Origin of the sequence: uncultured Campylobacter sp., assembly GCF_937997535.1 — a bacterium.
In the GTDB taxonomy this organism is placed as follows: Bacteria; Campylobacterota; Campylobacteria; order Campylobacterales; family Campylobacteraceae; genus Campylobacter_B.
Genome location: NZ_CALKTT010000045.1, coordinates 1 through 18,264, shown reverse-complemented (window position 1 = coordinate 18,264; position 18,264 = coordinate 1). Strand labels below are relative to the sequence as shown.

The window sequence follows — 18,264 nt, the reverse complement described above, 5'->3', positions numbered from 1 at the left end:
CAGGTGACGTAATAATTCACAAGCGTGCCGGTGATTTGGTCTTTGCAAAACATTAGTAGAATACCTCTTCGGCAATCGTAAGTTTAGGAAGAAAACCATCAAATTTATTATAGAAATTGCCTGGCGGTAAGATATATCTGCCAAAATAATCTTTTAAAGTGGTTTTATAATCTTTTTTAAGTTCTTCTAGTAAATTTTTACCAACGGATATAGTATATAATCCCAAATCTTTTTCCGAATCTTTAATTTCTGCAATAATTTTAAATTTATCGTCATTTGATTGTAACAATTTATCCCGATTATCTAAAAACTTGTCGAAATGCCCACTATACTGCTCTACAAAAAGCGAAACCTTCCACTCCTGTTTTGGCATAAAATTTTCATTAAATTTTTTAAATAATGTTTGAAATTCCAGGTTTTTAGCGTATTGCAATAAATCTACGCTAGTCGTTTCATTCTTTGTACTTTCAAAATAGCTATCTAAGACATTATAAATTTCGCTCTCTTTTATATTTTGCGATAGAATTTCCTTTATCTTATCCTCTTGCAGATCCGTATCGTGATATGGAAATGATTTACCTTCCAAATAATCAAAAACTATAACTTTTGCAGGCCTATCTGACAAGCCTTCACGATTTACTCTACCCGCAGCTTGAATAATAGAGCCAAAGGGAGCGAACTCTCGAAAACCTATATCAAAGCTAAGATCGACTCCCGCCTCGATCAGCTGCGTTGCAATCAAAATAATCTTTTTACCACTACTTAATTTAACTTTTATCTCGTCAATAATCTCAAATCTGTGAAGTGGAATTTGGTGCGTAGTCAAAAGATAGACGCTATCTTTATTCTCGCTTTTATTTTTTATGACCTCATATAGCTTTTTAGCTTTTGAGATGGTATTTACGACACAAAGCACACTTTTATCTTTATGGGATAAAATTTCATCTTTTAGGATGTCAAAATCGTTTAAATTTGGCTTATAAACGAGCTCATATCTATCCCTATCTCGCTCGTATAAAACAGGGCTTGAAAGCTCGGTAAAATTTTCAAGCTCTGCTGCAATATGAGGCATAGTCGCAGACATAAGTATAAAGTGGATATTGTATCTTTTTGTAAATTCATTAAAAGCGGCAGAAATCGGCTTCAATAAAACTCTTGGGATATTTTGTATCTCGTCTATTATGATAACACTATCTCGCAAAGTTTCTAGTTTTAAATTATCTCTATTGTGATTTGAAAAAAATACGTAAAATAGCTGATTGAAAGTCGTAACGATAAAATTCTCATGCCAAATATCAGCCAAAAATACTTTTTGCATAAACTGCTCTTGCTCATCTTCATTATCTTTTTCTTTATCTCTTTTACTACTTTTATAGCTTGTTAGGTGATGATATTTTAGTACATTTTGATCCGATATTATCTTTTGATATTCGCTATGTGTTTGATCTATAATAGAGGTAAATGGTATAGCTGTTATAATTCGTCTTTTATTGCCTTTTATTTTAGCTATTTGCAGTGCTAAATTTAGGGCCAAAAACGTTTTCCCTATACCGGTGGGCGCTTTAATCAAAAACTTATCTTTTTGCGTATTATGATTAAAATTTTGAAAAATAAGTTCCTTCGCTTTTGTTCTGTATTTGTTTTTACTGCCAGTTTGCTTTGAGGTTATAATATCTTCTATCTTATTAAGATAAAGATCTATTTTTTCTTCACTTAAAATTTCTACATTTTTATAGGATTTAGAAAAAATAGCTTCAAATTTATCTGCCAAAATAAGTCTCGAATAGCGCTTCTTAAAAATAAAGTAGTTATCTAAAATTTGATATTTTTCCAGCTCGGCCTCTAAATCTAAAAAATAGTCAATAAAATCATTGACATCGGGCTTTACCTCTAAATTCGATCTACAAATCACTTCATCTATCTTTTTAAATTTATCTTTTATTTTTGCTTTTATATTGCCTAGTTCGCTAAAGAAAGATTTAAGATCGGGCAAATCGGAATGATGTTTTAGAATAGTAAAAAAATTAGCTAAAAAATTTATATCTTTATCGACTCTAATAAAAAAATATATAAAAGCACTCTCTAGAGTATGCGTTGTTTTTAGCTTTTGTTGGGCTTTTTCGAAGTCCTCTCTTGAGGGAAAATTTTCTACTTCTAAATTTATATAATCTTGAAATCTCTGTGCAATCTTGGCAATATCGTGAAAGGATGCCGTCTCTTTATGATCACTTTCATCAAAACTATCGCTTATATTTTTTACATGAAAATTGTATGATTTTTTAGGATGCGAGTTAAAAGAGTTTGAAATTTGCATTATACAAATCTACAATGATAAATTTCATCGACGCAAACTATCTCGTAAATCTTAATATCTCTAGCTTTTATTTGCTTGTTGGATAATATTAAATTTACGCCCGAAGCAGGAGACCTCTCTGGCGTTAAAACACTCGCAAAACTAATCGGAAAATATAAAATACCTTCTTCAAAATCTATATTTTTTACGTCATCTTGAAGCACGAACGAATCTATATTAATTTCATCAAATTTTTTCTCTTCATATTTTGTTATTTCTATGAATTCGAAATTGCCTGCGAATTCGCTATTACCAAGATAAAATGAAAATTTACAAATTCTATTTTTTAGATTATGAATCACTTCGTCTTCGAGCTTAAATTTATCAATAAAAATTATATACTTAGGATAAATCAAGAGTTCTCTATTTATTGGTTTTTGAGGAGCTCTATTGTCACGCAAACCAAGCGAGATTTTTTGCATATCAAATTTAAGCAAACTATTTAGATGAGACTTTGTAAATTTAGTATAGTCGTTTATATAATTTTGTGAAAAACTCTTTTTCAAAATAGGAGTACATGGGATTACGCTATATTTAAAGTCGTCAAATCTATCATCGTTTAAATAGTTATCTATGCCAAGTACAGCTGCCAACATACTACAAACCGTAGTTTTTGGAGGGATGGGTAAAGTGATATTTTGACTAATCCCCAAAGGATCTCTAAAACAAGCAAATTTACCCCAAATTTTAAATGCAAACATTACAGTTATTTGGCCTCTAAATTTATATTTAAATTTTTAAAATTGTCCAGATACTTTTTAGCCGAATCATCATAAAAAACTACTACTTTTTCTATTTTTTGACTCATATTTTTTAACGACCTTACAAGGGCCGAGAAATTTAATTCACATTCGCTAAAAGTACGAAGCTGTTGAGAGTTCTCATTATCTATATTTACAAGCTCATCAAGTAGCCCTATCATATAAGTATCTTTGTAGATAACCCTTATAAGCATTCTTGGTTTTTGTCCGACTTTACTCCTAGTGTTGAGCAATTTAGTGCCTTGCCACATAGAATCAAGCATATCGGCAACATCTTCTTCGCTCGCATTCGTTTTATCGGCACTTAGAGAATTTATAGTACCATACATTGCAAACAGCCCATAAGGTATATAATTATCGGTTCTAAATGTCTTATTTAAGCTATTGTCTTTACCAAAAGCACCGGTTCCTTGTGATAAAATAGTCTCTGTTTCATTTAGTGATTTAGCCCAAGAAAATTGCACTGTACCTATAATTTGAAGATTGCTTTTGGGTGCCATTCCTCCAAAAAGTCTATTGTCGATACAGCTTAAAAAACTTTCTTATCATCTTTTTCATTTAAAGCACTCTTCAACTCAGCAAATCTGGTTTCTGCCGATTGTACCTGCTCTGCGTTATTTACAAATACGGTTTTACCTTTTCTATATTGCACAGATCATCTCTGATCGTTCTTTTTACTCTAACATCGCTAACGACGGCCCTTCTATCGCTTTCATCGTATCTTGGTGCATTATCGTTTAGCATGTCGCCGTTAGGATTAGTCATTTTTGCATCCCATAAAAATAAAATTTCACTATGTTTTGCCAACTCACTCATTGTCTTCTCCTTGTTTTTGATTTTCTTTTTTAAATTTTGCATAATCATTAAACCCTTTAATGAAAGCGAAAGAAATCTCCTGTTGAGCTACTCTTATATTTTTTGGGTATATAAAATAAGTGGTAACTAATTGTGATAAATCATTATTTTTGGGAGTATTTAGACTAAATAACTTCTCAAAATAGGTTGCTTTATTAAAAATAGCTTTTAAATTTGATTCCGTTATTCTTTTGGTCGATAATCATTTTTTAAACGTCTCGTTCTTTTTTACAACTTTCCCGTTAGGATTATACGAACTATCGATAATACCTTTTGAATAAGCGCCTATTAAATAAGCTCCTTTTATTAAGCCATTCTCAAAATAATCGGGTTGCTCAAGCAATAATTTTTCAAAATATTCAGAAAAAAGTTCCATTCTACATCCTTATTGCATTTATATCTTTTAAAAATTTTAAAACCTTATTTTCGCTTTCTACAAAAATATTCGGATATATTATCCACTCTTTTATGCCATCTTTCAATTTACTTTTATTTTCACCGTCAAACTCTCTAAAGTGCTCAAAACGCTTTAAAACTTCGAGATAACTTATTTTTAAATATCCTAAAAGCAATTTTGCTAAATATATTTTTTCTTGTAAAATTTTATTTTTCAAATTTGCAATGCTATTTGTAGATATAGCAAACTGTTCCGTAATCCTAAAATAATCCTTTAAATATACAAATCTGATATCATCATCCTCGTCTTGAACTCGTTTCATAGCATCCGTAATATGATCTTCTTGCATCAAATTCGCTACCTTTCTTATCCTGCTTGGCAAAACATCTTCAAGAGTAGCAAATATTTTAACAGATAAATTGGTAACATTCACCTCCGTAAAGAATATATCGAGCGTAAAACTATTAATATATTTGAAATTTTCTATTTGCTTATTCAATTTTCTAATAAAGCTCTCTTCCCTAGCAGCTTCATCACTTAAAGTATTTGATTTTTCAAGAAAATTTATCATTTCCCTAAAAATGTCTTCGTTAAAATTTACCATAGACGGAATTATTATATATTCTAATCCTTTGTAATAAAATTTAAGATTGTTTATCGCATACATCCAGCCTTTTTTGACTGATTGTGCTGTATTTTTTGACATAGGAAGACGGATTATGGATTGCTCTTTAAATTTATCATCATAGTTATCCATAGTAAAAAACTTGATATTCGGATCATACCCGCAAGGTTCTTTTTCTTGGGTAACAATATCTATCTGCTCCTTTAAAAAAGCGTTCCCTTTTTTGTCCTCTATATGAGGCTTTACAAATTCATTAAGATAATTTTGCAAAACTTCCGGCATGAGCTCATAAAAACTTTTGCCATTTATAAGTAAAATCAGAAAATAATCGCCTTGCTTAAAGTCTTTCAATCCAAGTTCATCATTTTTGTAGTTATCTATATAATCAAAAACAATCTTTGCTAAACTATGATTTTGTGGATTTGAATAGATTAAAATGGAATTTTGTAAGGTATGCGAGATAGCTTGGAATTTTTTATATAAATCTTTCTCGTTTTGATACTCGTAGTTTGGGTATAAATAATATGAATTACTAGTTCCACCTATCTTTTTTGTAAAAAATGTTTTTATGGTGTCTAATGAAGTTCGTGATAGCCTTGGAGTACTAAGAAGCCTCCCGTTCTCAATTTTAAAATCAATAGCCAAAGTTATATGGTCACTATCCTTAAAATTGGAACTTTTAATCATAGCCTTAACATCGTCGTCACTTAACAGGTTGCCAATTTTATAGAGTTTATGAGCCAATCCCATATTTTATTTTTACCTTAAGTATTTTAATTAATTTTACGACCATTTTACTTAAATATTTCTAAAATTATTCTAGATTTGAAATCAGAATAAGATTAAGGCATTAAGAGGCATATTTTATTGTGATTCAGAAACTAATTGCAATAAATACTGAACTCTATCTGCCCCCAAATTTATGTCAAATATTTTAACATCTACGATAGGGCTAAAAAATATACATAAAATGCACAATATGTATTTTCCCATGCGATTAAGAACCTTTTTGGTTTTCAAATATAACTCCTTATTCTTTTACCTCATTAAAGCACAAAATAAAATATATGTCAAGTTATATTGTTTTAAAGGTTAAAATGCCCTTTTATTTTGATAAAAATCGTGTTATAATGCAGATTAAAGAATAAGGTTTCCCGTTGGGATTTAAAATTATTGTTTTAAAGGTTGTGATCTTGTTCTTTTTGCTTTACAACCTCCAAAACCCCTACTCCGTAGTTCATGCACCCGCTTCCAGCGCCCGTACTAAGGATCAAATTGATTAGTTCTGCATTAGCTACAATTTTCCATCTTGCCTGCCACGCATATACCGGCTCGCGATTGTTGCCATAATAGAATTTCACAGATTCACCCAGCTTTTGCCACAATAAATTTAACTCCATTTCGCCATCATATTTTCGCCCCATAATCGTTTCAAATCGCTGTAAAATATTCGTCTTCATCATCTCTAAATGCCTACTATCTTGCGGCTGCAAATAAACCTTATGCCCCAAAAGCCCGCTTACTGCGCACGCCACGTAGCCTTGCACAATAGCTTCGTTCTCGCAAATTTTATAATTTTTCGCTTTGACGGTAGTTTGCGTAAATAGAATTTCACCCAAGCTTAGCCCGTCTTTTAGCACTGCTAGCGCGATTTTACGTTCAAACTCCGGCTCGCATGAAGCAAATCGCACGCGCAAGTCCTCTCCTCGCAAGATAAAATCAAACACCGTGCGTTTAAAAATTTTACCGCTTGATTCGTGCCTATATCCTACGTGCTCTGAAGCCGGCAAGTAGCGATAAAGAAAGCCCTGAATCAGCTGCGAGAGAGATTTTGTGATTTTTAGATTTTTAGTTGGTAATTTTGCGTTGATGATTAGCATTTGCACTCCTTTGCGCGGTAAAATTTTGCCCAAGGTTCGTGTAAACCTTGGGCAAACGAGCTCTAAGTGGGATTAAAATCCTATCTCTTTGATATCGGCAAACTGCAAAAACGCGCGATAAATTTGTCCGATATTTGCGATACGATTTGCGCGTATCGCGGCATCCTTGACGTTTATCATTACGTTATCGAAAAAATCATCAATCACGCCTTTAAGCCCAAATAGTGAGCGCAGATACCCACTCACGTCGTTTTCGTTGAGCTTAATCGCCCTGAACGCCACATTTAGCGCACGCTCAGCGTCGTGTTCGAATAGGTTTTCGTCCACCGCGCCTATTTTTTCGTCCTTGATGATATTGGCTAGGCGCTTAAAGGTCGCAAAATTTTCCCCGAAATCCGTCGCTGCTGCGATCTCGCCCAGAGCTTTTATAGCCTTGCTTAGTCGTAATAGATCGTTTTCGCCGCTTGCGATGCACGCCTTGATCACGGACGGATTTATCTCGTCAAAAATTCCATATAACCTATCTTTTATAAAATCCAATAGCTTAGAAATGTCAAATTTCTTATAATTTGGCGCCAGCTTCTGCGCCATCACATTTGCATCAAAGCTCAATCCTTGATTTAGTAAAATTTTAATTAGCCCCGTAGCTGCACGGCGAAGCGCATACGGATCTTTATTGCCGTTTGGAACTTTATTGATGCTAAAAAGCCCCAGGAGCGTTTCAAATTTCATAGCCACAGCGATTACGCTACTAAATACACCGCTTGGCAGCTCGCTATCCTCGCCGCTAGGCAGATATTGCTCGCGTATCGCGCGGCATATATGCTCTGCTAGTCCAGCGTGTGCGGCATAGTAACTACCCATAATGCCTTGAAGCTCGCTAAATTCGCCCACCATCGTGCTGCTAAGATCTGCTTTACTAAACATTACGGCATTTTCTATATCCTGCGCAAAATCCTTTTTGCCGATCTCCGCCTCAATCTGTGTAGCATAATCCGCGCTCAGTGCCTTTGCTACGGCTAGCTCGCGCACTTGCTTATCATAAACCGAGCCAAGGGCTTGCATATAGGAAATTTGCTTAAGTTTTTCAGGGCTAAATTCCGCTTGCAAATCGCTCTTCCAAAAAAACATAGCATCGCTTAGGCGCGCGCGTAAAACTTTTTCATTGCCGCGTACCACTAGCTCGTCATCATCGGTGATCGCATTGCTAACGACAACGAAGTGATTGCTTAAGTTTTTACCCTCGAAAACGGGAAAATAGCGCTGATTCTCCTTCATCGAAGTAATGATGACCTCTTTTGGTACGCTTAAAAAATCTCGCTCAAAACTGCCTAGTAGCGCCGTCGGATACTCAGTGATAGCCGTTACTTCATCCAGCAACGCAGGATCGACCTCGATCTTAAAGCCATGCTTTTTTTCGAGCTTTGCAAACTCGCTTAGAATTTTATCTTTTCTTTTTTGCTCGCTTAAAATTACGCCGTTACGCTCCAGCAGTGCGAAATAATCTGCGGCGTCTTTAAATTTAATCGCTTCATAGCCAAATTTTCGGTGCGGAAAAAATGCAGCCGTGCTTCTTACGCCATAAATTTCAAAATCTACGTTCTCTCCGCCCAAAACGCAGGCTATGCTTCTTATCGGACGGATAAACTCAAACTCACCGCTACCCCAGCGCATTGCGCGTCCAAAATTTAGCGATCGTAAAAACTCCTCTATCATTTCGCCTAGGATTTCACGACTATCACGCCCCTTTTGCACCGCAGCGTGGTAGAGCACCTCTTTGCCGCCTATCTGCCGAAATTCCAGCTCGCTTTCGCTTATGCCGCATTTTTTAGCAAAACTTAGCGCTGCAGGGCTCCACGCGCCGTCTTTGAGCGCGACGGATTTTGGCGCGCCCGTGCTTATGATCTGCGCATCATCGCCGCGTTGTGGAAAATCCTCGTGAAATAGCACAAATCTACGCGGGCTAAATTCGAAGCGAAAGTCGCTATTTATGCGGTTAGCCTCAAGTACCGCGCGCCATTTTGGCGCGATATTCGCACGCTCTTTTAAAAACGGGATCGCAGGCAGCTCCTCGACCCCAATCTCAATGAGTAGTTCCATCTTTATCCTTTTTTCGTTGATTTCGTTTTTCGTTTTTCTCCATCATTTCGCGGTTAAATCCTACGATCATAAATATCATAAAAAGCACGAAAAGTGCGGTTATAACGGCGTGTATCATTCTACTATAAATTCCTTTTGCCCTTTATAAATCGTAAAATAGGCATTTTTAAATTCTAAATTTTTGCCGTTTTGTACAGGAGCGCTTTTGCGAAAAATTCTAAACTCTCCCGCGCTTTTTAGATCAATTATGCCGTCTTTAACGTCGCCTTTGATCGTGCTTATCACATCTCCTGCGCGCAGCTGCCGCACCGATGCGCTAGGCAAAACGTATGGCGCGATAGAGCCTACGTTGCCGCTTCTAGATACGATCTCAAAATCGTCGATTTCAAAGCTTTGCTTATAAAATTTCGTCTTTTTTACTAGCAGATCGAGTTTATCGCCTAGCTGCAGCCCGCTGCCGCCATAGACAAAAACTCCGCTTCCATCTTGGGAGATCGCAAAGCCGTGGCGGTTTGTAAAGCTCACGACTGCGCTTTTTATCAACACAGGCTCACTTATAATGCGCCCATAAAGCTCCTCTATCGTGACGGTCTTTGCGGCACTAGCAGTATTTTTAGCTAAAAATTCTTGCTTTTTCGGCGTAGATTTTAAAGCGCCCCCGTCCGTCAGAATGAAGCTAATCGGGAAATGATCCGAAGCGGTAGAGGATTTAGCAACAGCGAAGCTGTCCTTTTTATATCCAGGCTCGCTACTAAAAAAATCGTCGCTAAGCAAGATATGATCTAGCACTGCGCCGCTTTCATGAGATTCACAAGAGCCAAAATGTTTTAGCTGCGAGCAGGGATGTAGCGCCCATAAATCACTAAATCCGTCGGACTCGATAAGCTCGTTTAGCAAAGAATTTCGCCCGAAATTCGTATTAAAATCTCCCGCTACGATAGCGCGTTGGTGCCCTTGCAAAACCTCGCGTAAAAAGGCGAAATTTCGCCTGCGCTCGCTTAGCGGATTGCGTGCAGAGAGCATATGTACGACATAAAAGCTAAAATCAGTGCCGCCAAGCGCAAAATCAGCGCGCAAAATATCTCGTGTTTTAAGCTCTGTCGGGCGGTAAGTTTTTTGAAATTTTATCGGTATGCGCGACATCACCGCCACGCCCGCAGGTGCAGTCTGCGCGCGAGAAAAAGCGTAGAATTTATAGCCCGCCTTCTGCGCAAGTGCTTTTAGCACCGCTTCGTTTTCGATCTCTTGCAGCCCCAAAATATCGGCATTAAGCGCGCTTATCTCGTCCGCTACCGCTTGCAGCTTGCGCTCGTATTTTTGCTCGCTCCAGCTTCCGCGCCCGATCTCAAAATCCGCGTACTCCGTGCCGTCGTTTACGCCGTCGAATAAATTTTGCACATTAAACGATGCGATCTTCAGCTCCGCCGCACTCGCGCCGCAGAAAAACATCGCAAAAAGTAGCGCTAAAACTCGCAAACCGCGCTCCTAAAGTCGAATTTATCGATGTTTTGGCGGATCGCTTCGTAGGTTACGATACCCACGCTGGTGGCTAAATTTAAACTGCGCCCCGCCCCGCTCATCGGGATCGTGATGCAGTTTTCGCGGTTTGTGCGCATGATCTCAAGCGGCAGCCCGTGCCCTTCAGAGCCGAAAATCAAAAAATCGCCGGGCTTGAATTTCGCCTCGTAGTAGAGCTTGTTCGTCTTCGTCGTCGCAAAAAAGAAGCGCTGTTTAAATTTCTCGTTCGCCACCATAAACTCATCCCAATTTTCCCAAATTTTAAGATCTAAATTTGCCCAATAATCGAGTCCCGCGCGGCGCAGATGCTTATCGTCGATGAGGAATCCTAGCGGCTTAATCAGATGCAAAGGACACCCAGCATTGACGCACATACGCCCGATGGAACCGGTGTTTGTGTGGATCTGCGGATATACTAACACGATATTAAACATCAAAAATCACCGATTTTGAACGGGTAGAATTTTGCGATTTAAAATTCCGCGAGACAAGGTTTTGAGATTTAAAATTTTGCAAAGCCAAATTACGCGGCTTGGAATTTTGCGCAGTAAAGCCTTGCAAATTTAAATGGGCAAAATTCCATAATTTGAAATTCTGTGAAATAAAATTTAGGTCCGTGATTTTGCGATACTGCAGGACTTTAGATCTCTCCTTGCAGCGACACGGCTCTTGCATTTTTTTGTGGTGCGGCGAGGCAACTGCTCCCATAGCACAGGACGCGCAATACGGCTCGCTAAATTTTGCTTTAATGCGTTTAATATGACGCAGGCTGTGAGATTTTGTGCCAAGATGCCCTAATCTGCAAAATTTCATCTCGCTGTAATGCGAGCCGTGAAATTCCGTCTCGCTGCTGCACGGCTCGTATAATTTCTCGCCGCAGCGATGCGATATGCGAAATTCTCTCGATCCATAAAACTTCGCCTCTTGGGCTTTTTCAGAGTGGCGGCACGATGGATGAAATTTTAATAGGTAAAATTCCACGTCATAAAATTCTACTGGGCCAAGCTTTTCGCTATGAAATTTTACGCCGCAAAAATTTAAATTTCGCTCATCGCAAAAGATAAAATTTCGCGCAGTAAAAATCATGAGATTTCGCCTGCGATCAAAGCAAAAAGCGCGCTTTTGCAAATACGCAGCATTCTTGCAAAACGCGTAAATTTCGTCGCGACGATAGAATTTTTTCATAAAACTAGCTCCTAAATAAAACGGCGATTTTACAAAAATCTCTCTAAATTTACGCTTTTAAAGCCGCTACAAATGCCCTAATCTCCGCTTCTTGCAGCCTCTCGATCTCCTTGCCGATCGCAGCGCCGCGCAGGTTGCGAGCGACATCCGCAGCGCAAATCAAGCTCTTAAATTTCTTATCCCAAATCCCAAGCCGCTTCGCTGCTTGCACCCTACCTTTACAATACAGCCCGAGCCACTGCTTAAGCGGCATTTTTAGAGCGATTTTGCATAGCTGCTCGTCGCTTACCCGCTTAAAAAACGGCTCGCTAAGTAGCCTTTTATAAAGAGAATTTAGCCCTAAATTCTTTAAAATCTTATTTTTATCTAATCCTAAAAAATTCAAAAACGCATATAAAAAAAACATTTCATTTCTTACGAAAGATTCGCCGCGCTCTATGAATTGCATCAGTCGCTCGTGCGTACGCGTATCAATCTGCAATCCAAAAACCCGCTCATAAAGCCCTAGCTCTTGCATTAGCATCATCCCGTATCGGTGCGCAGGTGCACGAAAAAATTTAATCAGCTCCGCTTTAATGCGCTCGCAACTAAGATCGCTAGCGTCGATACTACGCATGAGCTCTAAGGTGCGCGGCTCGGCGCGAAGCTTAAATCTTGCAGCAAACTGCACCGCGCGATACACCCGCAAGCTATCCTCCACGAAAGTGTGCGGATCGACCACTCGCAAAATCCTCGCATGCAGATCCGCAAGCCCGCCGTAAAAATCGAGCACTTTGCCGCTTATAGCGTCTATCATCATCGCATTGATCGTAAAATCGCGCCGCCTACTAGCATCGCGTTCGTCCGTAGCCAAAGCGACACTAAAGCCCTTGTGCCCGACACCCGTCTTGCTTTCGGTGCGCGGAAGCGAGATGTCGAAGCTTTTATATTTATAAACGAAGTAGCTTTTGCCGACGCCCTGTGCGCCGAAGCCATGCATAATTTGCTCGAAACGGCGCGGATCCACATCGTAAAGTTCCACATCCACATCAGCGCTCGCCCGCCCCAAAAAATGATCGCGCACGCAGCCGCCTACCAGATATATGCGTGAGCTAAATTTTTTAAGATAATCTAAAAGCGCGATGAAATCGTTATTTTGATAGATTTTCAAGTCGGTTTTCGATACTTGCAAGCAAAAATTCCATAAATTTTAAATTTAACTCCACGCGCGCGTTCAAATCGCCCTTCTCAAAAGCGTTCAGCCCCTCAAAAAGCACTAAAATCCGCTCTTTTATCGCGCTCAAAAACTCCGCTTCGCTTGAAATTTTGAAATCTGCATTTGCGAGATATTTTGATTTGTCGCCCGCTTGTCTCGCGGCCCCGAGATGTCGCGCTTCCTCAGGCTGGTGCAAGGCGGAATTTTGAGCACCATAAGAGGCAAAACCTCCCGCTTGCATATCCTGCGCGGTGGAATTACGAAGCTGCGGCGTGGCGAGCTCATCACCTCGCACCCCAGGCATCGTAAAATTCTGTGACTGAGAAACGAAATTTTGCTGCTGCGTGGCAACATTGCGGATATTTAGCACGGCGGAATTTTGAGCTTGAAGCGACGAAAAATCCTGCTTTTTAGAATGCGCCGTACCGAAATAATCGTCAGCTTCGTTTTCTTTGAAATCAGAGCCAGACCCAAAATCGTCATTGCTTAGCTCCTTAAAATGCGCGCCTAAAATACGAGGCGTCAAATCTTGCTCACTTTGGGAGTCGTCATCCGTAGAATTTAGCGCTAATTCAAAATCTTTACTTTCAGCAGAGCTTTGCGCCATGTTTGCGTCCCTGCTTTGCGCCGAAACAAACCCATTCATATCGCTGCCTAAACTATCGTAAATTTCGCCTGCAATGCCCGATAAATCACGAAAGCTTTCGTCAAATTTTGCGGCGGAGCTTTTTAAAATTTCATCGTTTGCAAAGGTTGAATTTGCGGAATCTTTGCCGCTTGCAGAAGCAGAATTTTTAAAATTCTCTCCGTTTGGGGAGGCGGAAGCCGCAGAATTTTGACCGCCTGTAAGATCAGAGTTCTTAAAATTCTCCTCGCTGAAAAAAGTAAAATTTTCATCTTTTACAGCAGATTTTTTTAAAGTAGCGTCCGCTGCAAATTCCGTGCTGCTATGTGCAGAGTTCCTGCGTGCCAGGGCATTTGAACGATCTAGGGTGGAATTTAAAGCGTCCGATGAAACAAAGCGCGAAGTGAAATTTTTGGTATCCAAGGAAGTAAAATTTTGCGCGTTTGGTGAGGCGATATCCGGCGCAGATATAGAATTTAAGGCATCAGGTGCAATGGGAACTGGCGCAAAAGAAGTGGGGCTTAAAGCATACTGCGAAGTCTGCGCTTCTGCTTCAGCGCTGTTTGCATTCACAGCCCCCTCTTGCTGCGCCGCCAAATCTTGCGCGCGCTTTTGTGCTTTCATCTCATTTACTGCTTCGATGATATCTTCCAGTTCATTTTCATACATCAATTAGCCACCTCTTAAATTCCGCTTGTTTGCTCGCATCGACGCTTAAAAAGCGCTCCAGCATCGCCATATTGACGCCAGAGCTTACTCGATGATTTAAATTTAGCCGCGCAAAAAGCACCGCCGCATCGCCATCTTGCGGATTATCGCGTAAAATACCGCGACAAATCTGCATTGCGCCGTAGATATCGCCTTTTTTCTCAAGCTCCATAGCGTATGTTAGTGCGCCATTCAAAGCTGGCTCCTAAGCCTTAGCCGCGTAATCTGCGATGATCGAGCCGATCTCTGCGGTCGAGCAAATTTCTTTGGCATCGTACTGCGCGATGTCCTTGGTGCGGTATCCGTCGCGAAGCACAGCGCGCACGGCAAGCTCGATCGCAGCTGCGGCTTCATTTTCGCCGAATGCGTATTTTAGCATCATCGCAGCGCTTAAGATCGTAGCGATCGGGTTTGCGATCCCCTGCCCCGCGATGTCGGGCGCGCTGCCGTGGATCGGCTCGTAAATTCCTACCTTGCCGCCGATACTCGCACTCGGAAGCAGCCCGATCGAGCCGCAGATCATACTCGCCTCGTCGCTTAAAATATCGCCGAACAAATTCTCCGTCAAAATCACATCAAACTGCGCAGGCGCCCGCACGAGCTGCATCGCGGCGTTATCTACGTACATAAATTCTAAATTTATCCCCGCATAATTTTTGGCTAGCTCGCTTACGACCTCGCGCCACAGCTGGCTTGTTTCAAGCACGTTAGCCTTATCCACGAGCGTTATCTTTTTGTTTCGCAAAAGCGCAGCCTCAAAGGCAACTTTTGCGACGCGCTCGATCTCAGAGACGTTGTAGCACATCGTATTTAGCGCATCCTTTTCGTTTTTAACGCGCGGCTGCCCGAAATAAATCCCGCCCGTAAGCTCGCGCACCACCATTATATCGACGCCTTTGATGATCTCCGGCTTTAGCGTCGAAGCGTTTATTAACTCATCAAAAATCATCGCAGGGCGCAAATTTGCAAACGCTCCAAGCTCTTTGCGGATTTTAAGCAGCCCGCTTTCAGGTCGTAGTTCACGCGGCAAGCTGTCCCATTTCGCGCCGCCGATCGCACCGAAAAGCACCGCATCGCTCGATTTAGCGGTATTTAGTGTTTCATCCGGAAGCGGAACGCCCATAATATCGATCGCCGCGCCGCCCATCAAGCGGTAGTCAAAATTTAGCTCAAAGTTAAATTTATGGCTTACGGCATCCAGCACCTTGATCGCTTCTTCGATGATCTCAGGGCCGATTCCGTCGCCTTTTATCACGCATACGTCGTACTTTTTCATCCAAATTCCTTACAAGTTTATCTTTGTTTTTGCATAATTTATCGCTCCCCCGGCATCGAGGAGTTTTTGCATAAACTCGGGGATCGCGCCGAATTTATACTCAGTTTTTTGAGTTAAATTTTTAATTAAGCCGCCCTTCAGATCAATGCTAAGCTCGTCGCCCTGCGCGATCTTATCCGTCTCGTCGCATTCGAGGATCAAAAAGCCCGTATTGAAGCTGTTTCGATAAAAAATCCTAGCGAAGTTTTTTGCGATCACGCATGAAATTCCGGCGGCCTTAAGCGCCATCGGAGCGTGCTCGCGCGAGCTGCCGCAGCCGAAATTTTTCCCCGCTACGATGATGTCGCCGCGAGCGATTTTGGACGAAAAATCCTTGTCCGCATCCTCCATGATGTGCGTCGCAAGCACCGCCGCATCGGAGGTATTTAGGTAGCGCGCCGCGATAATGATGTCGGTGTCGATATCATCTCCGAATTTCCATACTTTTGCCATATTTCCGCCTTAAATTTTAAAATAGATGCACGATTTTACCGACAAATTTATTAAAATCCGCTCAATCGCTCCGATATGATGGTGGAATTCCTCGCCTAGAATTTAGGGCTAAATTTAAACGCCAAAGCGCAGAGATAGGAAGTGCGTAGGCGTTAAATTTTAAAGCGGCAACGTGAAGGAGGCGGAATTTCGGTGCGCTAATTTTCGTCTTGCGAACGCGGAATTTTAGAGAGCAATCTTAAATTTAGCTAAAAATATAACCTAAATTTTAAAATTTAGCCTAATTTTTAGGATTTGAAAAATTATTAAATTTAGACTATTTGCGCCGTATATAAGGAAAAATAAAGAGCGTTTCGGTATAATCCGATTTTCCAAAACAAATACACAACGACACAAGGAGATTTTATGGCGAGCTCAAAAGACGCCCTAAGCCCCATCGAGCAATTTTTCGACGACAATCAAAAAAGCTACATCACCTACGAAAGACTGATAAAATTTTTCGACAAAGCCCCCACCGCGACGGCCGTTAAGAAGGTCGAAGCGCTTACGAAAAAATTTGACGTCGAGCTGATCTCCGCCGCAGAAATCTCCAAAATCAAAAATTTAGAGGACGCGAAACTCAAAGAAGCCACGCAAAAAAAGCTGCTGGACGAGGGCTGGGATGAGGAGTTTGACCTATCCAGCGACGTCGAGCTTTTGGAGTGGAGCCGTTCGGACAGCCCGGTGCGGATGTATCTGCGTGAAATGGGACAGATCCCGCTGTTAACGAAAGAAGAAGAGATCGAGATCAGCAAAAAAATCGAGCTCGGCGAGGACATCATCATCGACGCGTTTTGCTCAGTGCCGTACTTAATAGATTTCATTTTAGACTATAAAGAGCCACTCATCAACCGCGAGCGCCGCGTCAAGGAGCTTTTCAAGAGCTTTGACGACAGCGACGAAGAGGGTGAAGAGGAGGACGAAGAGGAACTATCGGAGGAGGATTACGACGACGAGGAGGATGAGGAGAGCGCGGACGAGGCGAAGCAAAGGCGATCCAAAAAGAACGATAAGCGTGCTCTAAAGGTCATTGAAAGCTTTAAGGCTCTTGAAAAAGCCAAAAAAGACTGGATGAAATTCGCCGAGAAAAACGCCGAAGCGATTAAGCAGAGCAAGGGAATTTTATCGAAGCTAAACTTGGCATTTAAAAAGAAAATTTTAAAAGAAAAGCTCATGGATCTGGGGCCTACGAGCAAGCTCATCACCGAGATCGTAAAATCGATGGAGACCGCGCTAAAAAGCGACGAGGGCTTTGAAAAGGAGCTCAAGCGCCTAGAGTACAAGCTGCCGATGTTTAGCGCCGAACTGCGCGAAAATCACAAAAAAATCCTAAAAGATATCACAAAGCTCAGCAAAGACGACATTATCGCGCGCGTGCCGGAAGCTACGATGGTCTCGACCTACGTCGATATAAAAAAGCTCTTTTTGACAAAAGAAGCGAGCAAAAAAAGCTTCAACCTCGAGCCCGAGCGGCTAAAAGAAATTTTAGAGCAGATCAAGCGCGGCAAGCGCATCAGTGATAACGCAAAGGCGCGCATGGCGAAGTCCAACCTGCGCCTGGTCGTCTCTATCGCCAAGCGCTACACCAACCGCGGGCTGCCGTTTTTAGACCTCATCCAGGAGGGCAACATCGGGCTCATGAAGGCGGTGGATAAATTTGAATACAAGCGCGGCTATAAATTTTCGACATACGCGACGTGGTGGATCCGCCAAGCGATCAGCCGCGCCATCGCCGATCAAGCGCGCACGATCCGCATCCCGATCCATATGATTGAGACTATAAATCGAATTAATAAAATCACGCGCAAATATATGCAAGAAGGCGGCAAGGAGCCCGATATCAACGTCATCGCGCAAGAGGTAGGTCTTAGCGTCGATAAGGTAAAGCAGGTCATCAAAATCACAAAGGAGCCGATCAGCCTAGAAGCGCCGATCGGAAACGAGGACGACGGTAAATTCGGCGATTTTGTCGAGGACAAAAGCTCGGTTTCGCCGATCGAGCAAATTTTAAAATCCGATCTCAAAGAGCAGATCGACGATATCTTAGAACAGCTCAATGACCGCGAGCGCACGGTGATCCGCATGCGATTCGGACTACTTGACGACGAGAGCGACCGCACGCTCGAAGAGATCGGCAAGGAGCTCAACATCACTCGCGAGCGCGTCCGCCAGATCGAAAGCTCGGCGATCAAAAAGCTAAAACACCCAAAGATCGGCCGCAAACTAAAAACCTATATCGAGAGCTAGAACAAAAC

General features: G+C 41.2%; 16 protein-coding genes and 1 pseudogene. 1 reads left to right on the top strand and 16 read right to left on the bottom strand.

Annotation, left to right across the window (positions count from 1 at the left end; translation table 11 throughout):
- Positions 1–52: 52 nt before the first annotated feature.
- The 16 genes and pseudogenes from cas3 to Q0117_RS04240 form a co-directional block, all read right to left on the bottom strand.
- Entirely contained in the window at positions 53–2,314 is a 2,262-nt protein-coding gene (gene cas3, locus Q0117_RS04315; protein ID WP_297923030.1) for a CRISPR-associated helicase Cas3', read from the bottom strand.
- Positions 2,314–3,054 (bottom strand): CRISPR-associated protein Cas5, encoded by a 741-nt coding sequence (locus Q0117_RS04310; RefSeq protein WP_297923025.1) that lies wholly within the window; start codon positions 3,052–3,054, stop codon positions 2,314–2,316. The genes cas3 and Q0117_RS04310 overlap by 1 nt, the downstream gene beginning before the upstream one ends.
- A 5-nt stretch (positions 3,055–3,059) precedes the next feature.
- Positions 3,060–3,930: pseudogene (gene cas7b / locus Q0117_RS04305) on the bottom strand (type I-B CRISPR-associated protein Cas7/Csh2).
- A 241-nt stretch (positions 3,931–4,171) separates the two neighbouring features.
- Positions 4,172–4,345 (bottom strand): hypothetical protein, encoded by a 174-nt coding sequence (locus Q0117_RS04300; RefSeq protein WP_297923022.1) that lies wholly within the window; start codon positions 4,343–4,345, stop codon positions 4,172–4,174.
- 1 nt (position 4,346) lies between these two features.
- The gene (locus Q0117_RS04295; RefSeq protein WP_297923019.1) at positions 4,347–5,741 is read right to left on the bottom strand and encodes a TM1802 family CRISPR-associated protein; all 1,395 of its coding nucleotides are present in this window, start codon (positions 5,739–5,741) and stop codon (positions 4,347–4,349) included.
- 428 nt (positions 5,742–6,169) lie between these two features.
- Positions 6,170–6,871 (bottom strand): CRISPR-associated endoribonuclease Cas6, encoded by a 702-nt coding sequence (locus Q0117_RS04290; protein WP_297923016.1) that lies wholly within the window; start codon positions 6,869–6,871, stop codon positions 6,170–6,172.
- A gap of 72 nt (positions 6,872–6,943) precedes the next feature.
- Complete coding sequence (gene glyS, locus Q0117_RS04285) at positions 6,944–8,971, bottom strand: glycine--tRNA ligase subunit beta (protein ID WP_297923012.1); 2,028 nt, start codon at positions 8,969–8,971, stop codon at positions 6,944–6,946.
- Complete coding sequence (locus Q0117_RS04280) at positions 8,955–9,089, bottom strand: hypothetical protein (RefSeq protein ID WP_291937682.1); 135 nt, start codon at positions 9,087–9,089, stop codon at positions 8,955–8,957. The genes glyS and Q0117_RS04280 overlap by 17 nt, the downstream gene beginning before the upstream one ends.
- Complete coding sequence (locus Q0117_RS04275; RefSeq protein WP_297923009.1) at positions 9,086–10,447, bottom strand: endonuclease/exonuclease/phosphatase family protein; 1,362 nt, start codon at positions 10,445–10,447, stop codon at positions 9,086–9,088. The genes Q0117_RS04280 and Q0117_RS04275 overlap by 4 nt, the downstream gene beginning before the upstream one ends.
- Positions 10,435–10,923: a tRNA (cytidine(34)-2'-O)-methyltransferase gene (locus tag Q0117_RS04270; RefSeq protein ID WP_297923033.1), complete on the bottom strand. Its 489-nt coding sequence runs from the start codon at positions 10,921–10,923 to the stop codon at positions 10,435–10,437. The genes Q0117_RS04275 and Q0117_RS04270 overlap by 13 nt, the downstream gene beginning before the upstream one ends.
- Positions 10,916–11,674 (bottom strand): hypothetical protein, encoded by a 759-nt coding sequence (locus tag Q0117_RS04265; protein ID WP_297923006.1) that lies wholly within the window; start codon positions 11,672–11,674, stop codon positions 10,916–10,918. The genes Q0117_RS04270 and Q0117_RS04265 overlap by 8 nt, the downstream gene beginning before the upstream one ends.
- 49 nt (positions 11,675–11,723) lie before the next feature.
- A complete protein-coding gene (locus tag Q0117_RS04260) occupies positions 11,724–12,845 on the bottom strand; it encodes a CCA tRNA nucleotidyltransferase (protein WP_297923003.1) in 1,122 nt (373 codons plus the stop codon).
- The gene (locus tag Q0117_RS04255; RefSeq protein WP_297923000.1) at positions 12,805–14,163 is read right to left on the bottom strand and encodes a hypothetical protein; all 1,359 of its coding nucleotides are present in this window, start codon (positions 14,161–14,163) and stop codon (positions 12,805–12,807) included. Before Q0117_RS04255 ends, Q0117_RS04260 begins: the two co-directional genes overlap by 41 nt.
- Positions 14,156–14,398, bottom strand: coding sequence for a hypothetical protein (locus tag Q0117_RS04250; protein ID WP_297922998.1), 243 nt, complete (start codon positions 14,396–14,398; stop codon positions 14,156–14,158). The genes Q0117_RS04255 and Q0117_RS04250 overlap by 8 nt, the downstream gene beginning before the upstream one ends.
- A 9-nt stretch (positions 14,399–14,407) precedes the next feature.
- Entirely contained in the window at positions 14,408–15,478 is a 1,071-nt protein-coding gene (gene leuB, locus Q0117_RS04245; protein WP_297922994.1) for a 3-isopropylmalate dehydrogenase, read from the bottom strand.
- 9 nt (positions 15,479–15,487) lie between these two features.
- On the bottom strand, positions 15,488–15,970 hold the full coding sequence (locus tag Q0117_RS04240; protein ID WP_297922991.1) for a 3-isopropylmalate dehydratase small subunit: 483 nt from the start codon (positions 15,968–15,970) through the stop codon (positions 15,488–15,490).
- A gap of 405 nt (positions 15,971–16,375) precedes the next feature.
- On the opposite strand from Q0117_RS04240, the gene rpoD reads away from it, so the two are divergent.
- A complete protein-coding gene (gene rpoD, locus Q0117_RS04235) occupies positions 16,376–18,256 on the top strand; it encodes an RNA polymerase sigma factor RpoD (protein ID WP_297922988.1) in 1,881 nt (626 codons plus the stop codon).
- Positions 18,257–18,264: the final 8 nt, after the last annotated feature.